Origin of the sequence: Streptomyces boncukensis (assembly GCF_011045075.1) — a bacterium.
GTDB classification, from domain to species: Bacteria; Actinomycetota; Actinomycetes; order Streptomycetales; family Streptomycetaceae; genus Streptomyces; species Streptomyces boncukensis.
Genome location: NZ_JAAKZZ010000374.1, coordinates 1 through 7,482 on the forward strand (window position 1 = coordinate 1; position 7,482 = coordinate 7,482).

The 7,482-nt window shown below is 68.4% G+C and carries 7 protein-coding genes; 4 read left to right on the forward strand and 3 right to left on the reverse strand.

From position 1 onward, the window contains the following. Positions 1–68 precede the first annotated feature (68 nt). The 3 genes from G5C65_RS27085 to G5C65_RS27095 all read right to left on the reverse strand — a co-directional run bounded on the left by G5C65_RS27085 (position 69) and on the right by G5C65_RS27095 (position 3,273). Positions 69–899 carry an ABC transporter permease subunit gene (locus tag G5C65_RS27085; RefSeq protein WP_165301563.1) on the reverse strand — a complete coding sequence of 277 codons (831 nt, stop codon included), beginning with the start codon at positions 897–899 and terminating at the stop codon, positions 69–71. Continuing rightward, on the reverse strand, positions 896–1,894 hold the full coding sequence (locus G5C65_RS27090) for a carbohydrate ABC transporter permease (protein WP_165301564.1): 999 nt from the start codon (positions 1,892–1,894) through the stop codon (positions 896–898). The genes G5C65_RS27085 and G5C65_RS27090 overlap by 4 nt, the downstream gene beginning before the upstream one ends. Positions 1,895–2,001: 107 nt before the next feature. After that, positions 2,002–3,273 (reverse strand): extracellular solute-binding protein, encoded by a 1,272-nt coding sequence (locus G5C65_RS27095; RefSeq protein WP_165301565.1) that lies wholly within the window; start codon positions 3,271–3,273, stop codon positions 2,002–2,004. Between the two features lie 233 nt (positions 3,274–3,506). Here G5C65_RS27095 and G5C65_RS27100 point away from each other — a divergent pair, with 233 nt between their 5' ends. From G5C65_RS27100 to G5C65_RS27115, 4 genes are all read left to right on the forward strand, one after another. Continuing rightward, entirely contained in the window at positions 3,507–4,325 is an 819-nt protein-coding gene (locus tag G5C65_RS27100) for a GntR family transcriptional regulator (RefSeq protein WP_165301573.1), read from the forward strand. Between the two features lie 150 nt (positions 4,326–4,475). Continuing rightward, positions 4,476–4,760, forward strand: coding sequence for a DUF3311 domain-containing protein (locus tag G5C65_RS27105; RefSeq protein ID WP_165301567.1), 285 nt, complete (start codon positions 4,476–4,478; stop codon positions 4,758–4,760). Then, positions 4,757–6,355: a monocarboxylate uptake permease MctP gene (mctP, locus tag G5C65_RS27110; protein ID WP_165301569.1), complete on the forward strand. Its 1,599-nt coding sequence runs from the start codon at positions 4,757–4,759 to the stop codon at positions 6,353–6,355. The genes G5C65_RS27105 and mctP overlap by 4 nt, the downstream gene beginning before the upstream one ends. A 257-nt stretch (positions 6,356–6,612) precedes the next feature. Continuing rightward, positions 6,613–7,122 (forward strand): GNAT family N-acetyltransferase, encoded by a 510-nt coding sequence (locus tag G5C65_RS27115; RefSeq protein ID WP_165301571.1) that lies wholly within the window; start codon positions 6,613–6,615, stop codon positions 7,120–7,122. The last annotated feature ends 360 nt before the right edge of the window (positions 7,123–7,482 follow it).

The window sequence follows — 7,482 nt, forward strand, 5'->3', positions numbered from 1 at the left end:
GGGCGGGGCGGGGTGGTCATCTGGCGCGTTGTCCCTTCACTGTGTCCGGCCGGGTGCGTACCCGCGGCCTATCCCTTCACCGCACCGGAGGTGAGGCCGCTGACCGCCTTGCGCTGCAGATAGAGGAAGAGCAGCAGGATCGGGACGGCGAACAGGGACGCGGCGGCCATGGTGGCGCCCCAGTCGTCGCCGAACGCGGTCTGGAACTTGGACAGCCACAGCGGCAGGGTCTGCGCCTCGGGATCCTTGTTGAGAACCATCACCATCGGGAACTCGTTCCATGCCGTGATGAAGCCGAAGAGCGAGGTCGCCATCAGGCCGGGGGCCAGCAGCGGGAAGATGACCCGCCGGAACGCCTGCAGCCGGGTGCAGCCGTCCACCATCGCGGACTCCTCCAGGTCCTTGGGCACCGCCGCGACGTAGTTGCGCAGCGTGATCACAGTGAGCGGCAGCACCATGACGGTGTAGAAGAGGGTCAGCGGGACGATGCTGTCCAGCATGTCGGCATCGCGCACGATCATATAGATGGCGATCACCATGACCTCCCATGGCGCCATCTGCGCGATCATGAAGGTCAGGATGAAGCCCTTGCGGCCCTTGAACCGCATCCGGGCGATGGCGAACGACGCGAACAGCGCCAGCACCAGCGAGAACAGCACGGCGAGCACGGTGACGGTGACCGAGTTCCGCACGAGGATCCAGAAGTTGTCCGCGTTGACGGCGGTCCTGAAGTGCTCCAGCGTCGGGGAGACGGGGAACCAGACCGGGTTCTCGCTGACGATGTCGCCGTTCTCTTTGAACGCCGTGTTGAACATCCAGTACACGGGGAAGATAAAGGCGACGAAGAGCACCAGCGCCGCGGCGTTGGGCCAGATCCGCGCGGAGAGGGACTTCCTCACTTCTGGTCCTCCCCTTCGTCGAGGTCCTCCTGGCGGAGCACGATGCGCAGGTAGTACGACATCAGCGCCAGCAGGATCAGGATGGTGAGCATGGAGATGGCCGCGCCCGTCCCGTAGTGCTGGTTGCCGACGCCCTCGACGAAGGCGTACACGGGCAGCGTCTCGGTGAGCCGGTCGGGGCCGCCCTCGTTGATCGCGAAGACATGCGGCAGCGCCTTGAAGATCCAGATCACTTCGAGGAACGTGGCGACGAGCAGGAACGGCTTCAGGAACGGGTACGTCACGCTGGTGAAGCTCTTCCAGGCCCCGGCGCCGTCCAGCGCCGCCGCCTCGTACAGCTCGCGCGAGATGGTGGTGGTCGCCGCGTAGAGGTTGATCGCGACGAACGGGATCGACGTCCAGGTGATCAGCAGCGAGATGACGAAGAAGGTGGACAGCTGGGAGCCGGTCCAGTTGTAGTCCGCCATGGAGTCGAAGCCCAGCTCGGCCAGCACCCAGTTGACGACGCCGAAGCGCTGCGCGAACAGCCAGCGGTAGACGGTGGTCGCCGCGATGATCGGCATGGCCCAGGCGAGCACCAGGGCGATGGACAGCAGCAGCCGCATCTTCGGCCCGAGCCGCGCCAGCAGCAGCCCGGTCAGGGTGCCGCCGACCATGATGGTCACCACGTTCACGGCGGTGAAGATCACCGACCGGAGGGTGACCCGCCAGAACTCCTCGCTGCCCAGGACGTCCTGGTAGTTGCCGAAACCGGTCCACTCGGTGACGTGCTGGATCAGCTGCGTCATATTGAGGTTCTGGAACGACAGGATGACGTTCTGCACCATCGGATAGCCGAGGAACACGGCGGTGGCCGCCAGCGCGGGCAGCAGCATCAGGTAGGGCAGACCCGCCTTCACCCGCGGCGCCCGGCCGCCGGGCGGCGCAGCGCCGCCCTTCAGCGGCCTTGTCGGCACCCTGCCGTCGGGTGGCGCCTTACCCGTTTGCACAGACATCCAGATCTACGCTCCCACTCACGAACCGTTCACCCGCCCGCCGCGGCGAGGGAGCGGCGGCGCACCCCCCAGGCGGTGTCTGACACCCCCTCGCCACGCGCCCTTGTTCACTGCTTCTGGCTGAGCCTCTTGTTCATCTCGCCCTCGACAGCCTTGGCGGCGTCGGCGTGCGACTTTCCGTTGAGCACGGAGGTCATATACCGCTTGATCGGGTTGGGCGGGTTCTCCACGGCACCCCACTCGGGGATCAGCGGTGTCAGGCCGCCGCCCTTGACGGCGGGCGCGGCGGCCTCGGCGGCCTTGTTGCCCTCCAGGTTGGACTCCAGCGACTCCTTGTTCGGGATGACGCCGTTCTCCTTGGCGAGCGCGCCCTCGTGCTTGTCGGACATCGCGATCTTCAGGAACTCCTTCGCCAGCCCCTGCTTCTTGCTGCCCGCGGCCACCGCGAGGTTGGAGCCGCCGAGGAAGACACCCTCGGGCTTGGCCGCGGTGTCGCCCGGAATGGTGAAGTAGCCGATGTCCTTCTCGATGTCCTTGTTGGCCTTGACGGCGGTGGCCGCCTCCCAGGACATGCCGATGAACGCGCCGGTCTTGCCCTTGGCGAAGACCTCGGCCTGCTGCGGGGTGGCCTCGTCCTTGTCCTTGGGGGCCTTGGAGTAGGAGGCGTACTTCTTGTAGATGTCCATGGCCTCGCCGACCTTCGGGTCGGCGAGGTTGGAGACCCACTTGTCGCCGTCCTTCTTCACGAGCTGGGCCTTCTTGCCGATGAGCAGCCCGTCGAAGAAGTACCAGTTCTGCCCGGCCATGTAGATGGGCTCGGCGTCGGTCTTCTTCTCGATCTGTGCAAGGTTCTTGAAGAATTCCTCACGGGTCTTGGGCGTGCCCTCGATACCCGCTTCCTTCCAGATCTTCTTGTTGTAGAGGACGACGCGGTTGAGCGCGAACCACGGCGCGGCATACTGCTTGCCCTCGTAGACAGCGGACTTGTTGATGGAAGGCGTCCAGTCCTTGCCGATATCCTTCTTCAGGTCGCTCAGATCGGCGAGGCCGCCGGTCTTGGCGTAGGCGGGAGTCTGGGTGTTGCCGACCTCGATGACATCCGGCGGGTCGGACTCGGAGAGGGCGGTCGTGATCTTCTGCTGGATGCCGTTCCACTGCTGGACCTCAAGCTTGAGCTTGGCCCCGGTCTTCTTCTCGAAGTCCTTCTTGACGTCCTCGGTCCACTGGTCGGCCGTGGACCCGTCCATGGCCCACAGCGTGAGAGTCTGGCCCTTCCAGTCCTCGGGGCCCGACTCCTTGTTGTCGTCGTCGGACCCACAGGCCGCGACACTCACCACCAGAGCCGCGACACCCGTCGCGGCTATGAGTCCACGTTTCACAGCATCCTCCCCTGCACACTGGAAGTGGTCTTTAATGGTTTAGACCAGTGTGCAGAGCTTGGCCTAGACCTTTAGGGGTGTCAACGGTGTATAAAGCTCGCTGTCACTTCCGTTATCGGAACGACATCTGAGCTGGGAAGCGCGCCCAGGCCCGGCCCGTGCCACGATGTGAGCCGCTAGACACACGGAGGAAGCCGGTGACGGCAGCACGACACGAGTCGGAAAGGCGTGCCATGGGTACGGACGGGAGCGCGGTCGCCCCGCCGGCGGCGTCAGGCGCCGCGGCGGAACCGGACGGGAGCCGGCCCTCCGGCGGCAACGGATCCGGCGCCCGCACGGCGCGCGTCCCGAAGTACTACCGGCTCAAGCGGCACTTGCTGGAGATGACCGAGACCCTGCCGCCGGGCACCCCCGTCCCCCCGGAGCGCACCCTCGCAAGCGAGTTCGACACCTCGCGTACGACCGTGCGCCAGGCCCTGCAGGAGCTGGTCGTGGAGGGGCGGCTGGAGCGGATCCAGGGCAAGGGCACCTTCGTCGCCAAGCCCAAGGTCTCCCAGGCCCTCCAACTCACCTCCTACACCGAGGACATGCGCGCCCAGGGCCTGGAGCCCACCTCGCAGCTCCTGGACATCGGCTACGTCACCGCCGACGACCGGCTCGCCGGGCTGCTGGACATCCCGCCCGCCGGGCGCGTGCTGCGCATCGAGCGGCTCCGGCTGGCCAGCGGCGAGCCGATGGCCATCGAGACCACCCATCTGTCGCAGAAGCGGTTCCCCGCGCTGCGCCGCAGCCTGGTGAAGTACACCTCGCTCTACACCGCGCTCGCCGAGGTCTACGACGTCCATCTGGCGCGGGCCGAGGAGACCATCGAGACCTCCCTGGCCACCCCGCGCGAGGCGGGCCTGCTGGGCACCGACGTCGGGCTGCCGATGCTGATGCTCTCCCGGCACTCGCGGGACACAGCGGGCGAGCCGGTGGAGTGGGTCCGCTCGGTCTACCGGGGCGACCGCTACAAGTTCGTCGCCAACCTGGAGCGCCCGCACACAGGCTGAGACGGGCAGAGGCCCGCCCCGATCACCGCCGGACCGGGTGCCCACCGTGTCCGTACCGATATCCGGCCAGGGGTGACGCGGGACGAGCCGCTCGCTATAGATTCCTCCCGCACGGCTGAGTGATCACCAGCGACGGGAGGGGCGTCAGCGATGCCGGAACCCCACCAGCGGCAGCGGACCGCTCCGGTCCGGGCCGCCGTGACACCGACCCGGGTGGTGGCGGGGCTGTGCCTGCTGGCTCCCTTCGTCGCCATGCTCTGGGTCGGCTCGTACGCCCGCATCGAACCGAAGTTCGCCGGGATCCCCTTCTTCTACTGGTACCAGATGCTGTGGGTCGGCATCTCCACCGCCCTCACCGCCACCGCGTACGTCCTGGTGCGCCGTGAGCAGCGCGGGCGCGTCGCAGGGAGGCCCGAGGGGGGTGAGCGGGAGTGAAGGACGGCGTGAACGGCGTCGCACTCGCCGTCTGCATCTTCTTCTTCGCCGCCGTCACGGTCATGGGCTTCCTGGCCGCGCGCTGGCGGAAGGCCGCGGACGCCGACACGCTGGACGAGTGGGGGCTCGGCGGACGCAGCTTCGGCACCTGGGTCACCTGGTTCCTGCTGGGCGGCGACCTCTACACCGCTTACACATTCGTGGCCGTACCGGCGGCCGTCTACGCCGCGGGGGCCGCCGGCTTCTTCGCCGTGCCGTACACCATCCTCGTCTACCCGCTGATCTTCACCTTCCTGCCCCGGCTGTGGTCCGTGTCCCACCGGCACGGCTACGTCACCACCTCGGACTTCGTCCGCGGGCGCTTCGGCTCCAAGGGGCTGAGCCTCGCGGTGGCGCTCACCGGCATCCTCGCCACCATGCCCTACATCGCACTGCAACTGGTGGGCATCCAGGCCGTGCTGGACGTGATGGGCGTGGGCGGCGGCGAGTCGACCAACTGGTTCGTCAAGGACCTGCCGCTGCTGATCGCCTTCGGCGTGCTGGCCGCGTACACCTACTCCTCCGGGCTGCGCGCGCCCGCGCTGATCGCTTTCGTCAAGGACGCGCTGATCTACATCGTGATCGCCGTGGCGATCATCTACATCCCGATCCGGCTCGGCGGCTTCGGCGAGATCTTCGCCAAGGCGGGCGACGCGTTCGCCCAGACGAACCCGGATACCGGCGAGCCGCGCGGCGCGCTGGCGCCCGGGGAGGGCGCGCAGTGGGCCTACGCCACACTGGCGTTCGGCTCCGCGCTCGCGCTGTTCATGTACCCGCACTCGATCACGGCGACGCTCTCCAGCCGCAGCCGCGAGGTGATCCGCAGGAACACCACGATCCTGCCGCTGTACTCGCTGATGCTCGGCATGCTGGCGCTCCTGGGCTTCATGGCCATCGCCGCCGGGATCACGGTGGACAACGGGCAGTTGGCCATCCCCCAGCTCTTCGAGAACATGTTCCCCGACTGGTTCGCGGGCGTCGCCTTCGCGGCCATCGGCATCGGCGCCCTGGTACCGGCCGCGATCATGTCGATCGCCGCGGCCAACCTCTTCACGAGGAACATCTACAAGGACTTCCTCAAACCGGACGCGACGCCCGCGCAGGAGACCAGGGTCTCCAAGCTGGCCTCGCTGCTGGTGAAGGTGGGCGCGCTGGTCTTCGTGCTGACGATGGACAAGACCGTGGCCATCAACTTCCAGCTGCTGGGCGGCATCTGGATCCTGCAGACCTTCCCCGCGCTGGTGGGCGGCCTGTTCACCCGCTGGTTCCACCGCTGGGCGCTGCTCGGCGGCTGGGCGGTCGGCATGGCGTACGGCACGATCGCGGCCTACCACGTCGCCAGCCCGACCCAGAAGCACTTCGGCGGCAGCAGCGACACCATCCCGCTGATCGGCGAGACCGGCTACATCGGGCTGACGGCCTTCGCGCTCAACCTGCTCGTCACCGTGGTGCTGACGGTCGTGCTGCGTGCCCTCAGGGCGCCGGACGGGGACGACGAGACGAGTCCGGGCGACTACACCGCCGACGCGCCCCGGCCGGGCGCGGCGCGGGCCTAGGGGGTGTTTCGAAAGCCCCGTGCGGCGCATGGGGCGTCCGGTGCGTGCTCTCGGCGTGCCGGGTGAAAGCCCTCGTACTGGGCGTACTCGGGCTTTCAGCCGGTGCGGCGAGAGCACGTGCCGGGCGTTCCAGGTGGCGTGCGGGGCTTTCGAAACACCCCCTAGGGGACCCCGGTGGGGCCCCGGTGTCGGCGGAGGCGTCCGGCGAGCGCTGACCGGGCCCGCCCGCTGTCAGTGCCCCGGCGCACACTGGGCGCATGGACTTCACCATACGCACCGCGCGCCCGGAGGAGTACGCCCGCGCCGGAGAGCTGACCGCCGATGTCTATCTGCACGACGGGCTGCTGGAGTTCGGCGCGTCCGACCCCTATCTGGCGGTGCTGCGCGACGCGGAGCAGCGCGCCGCGCAGGCCGAGCTGCTGGTTGCCGTCGAGCCGTCGGGCACGGTGCTCGGCAGTGTGACGTACGTAGGGGACGGCGGGCCGTACGCGGAGCTGGCGGACGAGCGGGAGGCCGAGTTCCGGATGCTCGCCGTCAGCGGCGCGGCGCGCGGACGCGGGGTCGGCGAGGCGCTGGTGCGGGCCTGCCTGGACCGCTCCCGGGAGCGGCAGCGGGAGCGGGTCGTCATCTCCAGCCTGCCGGAGATGACGACGGCCCACCGCCTCTACGGCCGGCTGGGCTTCGTCCGCGCCCCGCACCGCGACTGGGAGCCGCTCCCGGATCTTCCCCTGTGGGCGTTCACCGTGGAGCTGTCCAGCGAGATATGACGCCGACACAACATCTGGGGCTGCTTCAGCAGTCCACCACAACATGTATGCTCTTCCGAGCCGCCCGCCGCAGGGGAACACCGGTGTGAATCCGGGGCTGACCCGCAGCGGTATGCGCCGTGCCGCCCCGTCGCCGCACGGCGCGAGCCCGATTGCCTGCCGGGCGGCGTGACGTACGTCCGGGTCTCGTGGAGTGGACCGGAGGACGCGCCGCGGTCGTGCCATGCCCTCCAGGGGCTCCATCCGGCATGCCCGCACGGCCGCTGCCCCCGTGCCCGCCCTCGGCCCCAGAGCGAGGGAGAGCAGCGCAAGTGACCATTGCACCGTCAGGGCCGTCGGCTCCGGCCTCAGCGCCCACCC

Bases quoted from the DNA above. Each gene is read 5' to 3' on its own strand.
- G5C65_RS27105 (WP_165301567.1), top strand. From the start codon at position 4,476: ATGCCGGAACCCCACCAGCGGCAGCGGACCGCTCCGGTCCGGGCCGCC.
- G5C65_RS27090 (WP_165301564.1), bottom strand. From the start codon at position 1,894: ATGTCTGTGCAAACGGGTAAGGCGCCACCCGACGGCAGGGTGCCGACA.
- G5C65_RS27115 (WP_165301571.1), top strand. From the start codon at position 6,613: ATGGACTTCACCATACGCACCGCGCGCCCGGAGGAGTACGCCCGCGCC.
- G5C65_RS27100 (WP_165301573.1), top strand. From the start codon at position 3,507: ATGGGTACGGACGGGAGCGCGGTCGCCCCGCCGGCGGCGTCAGGCGCC.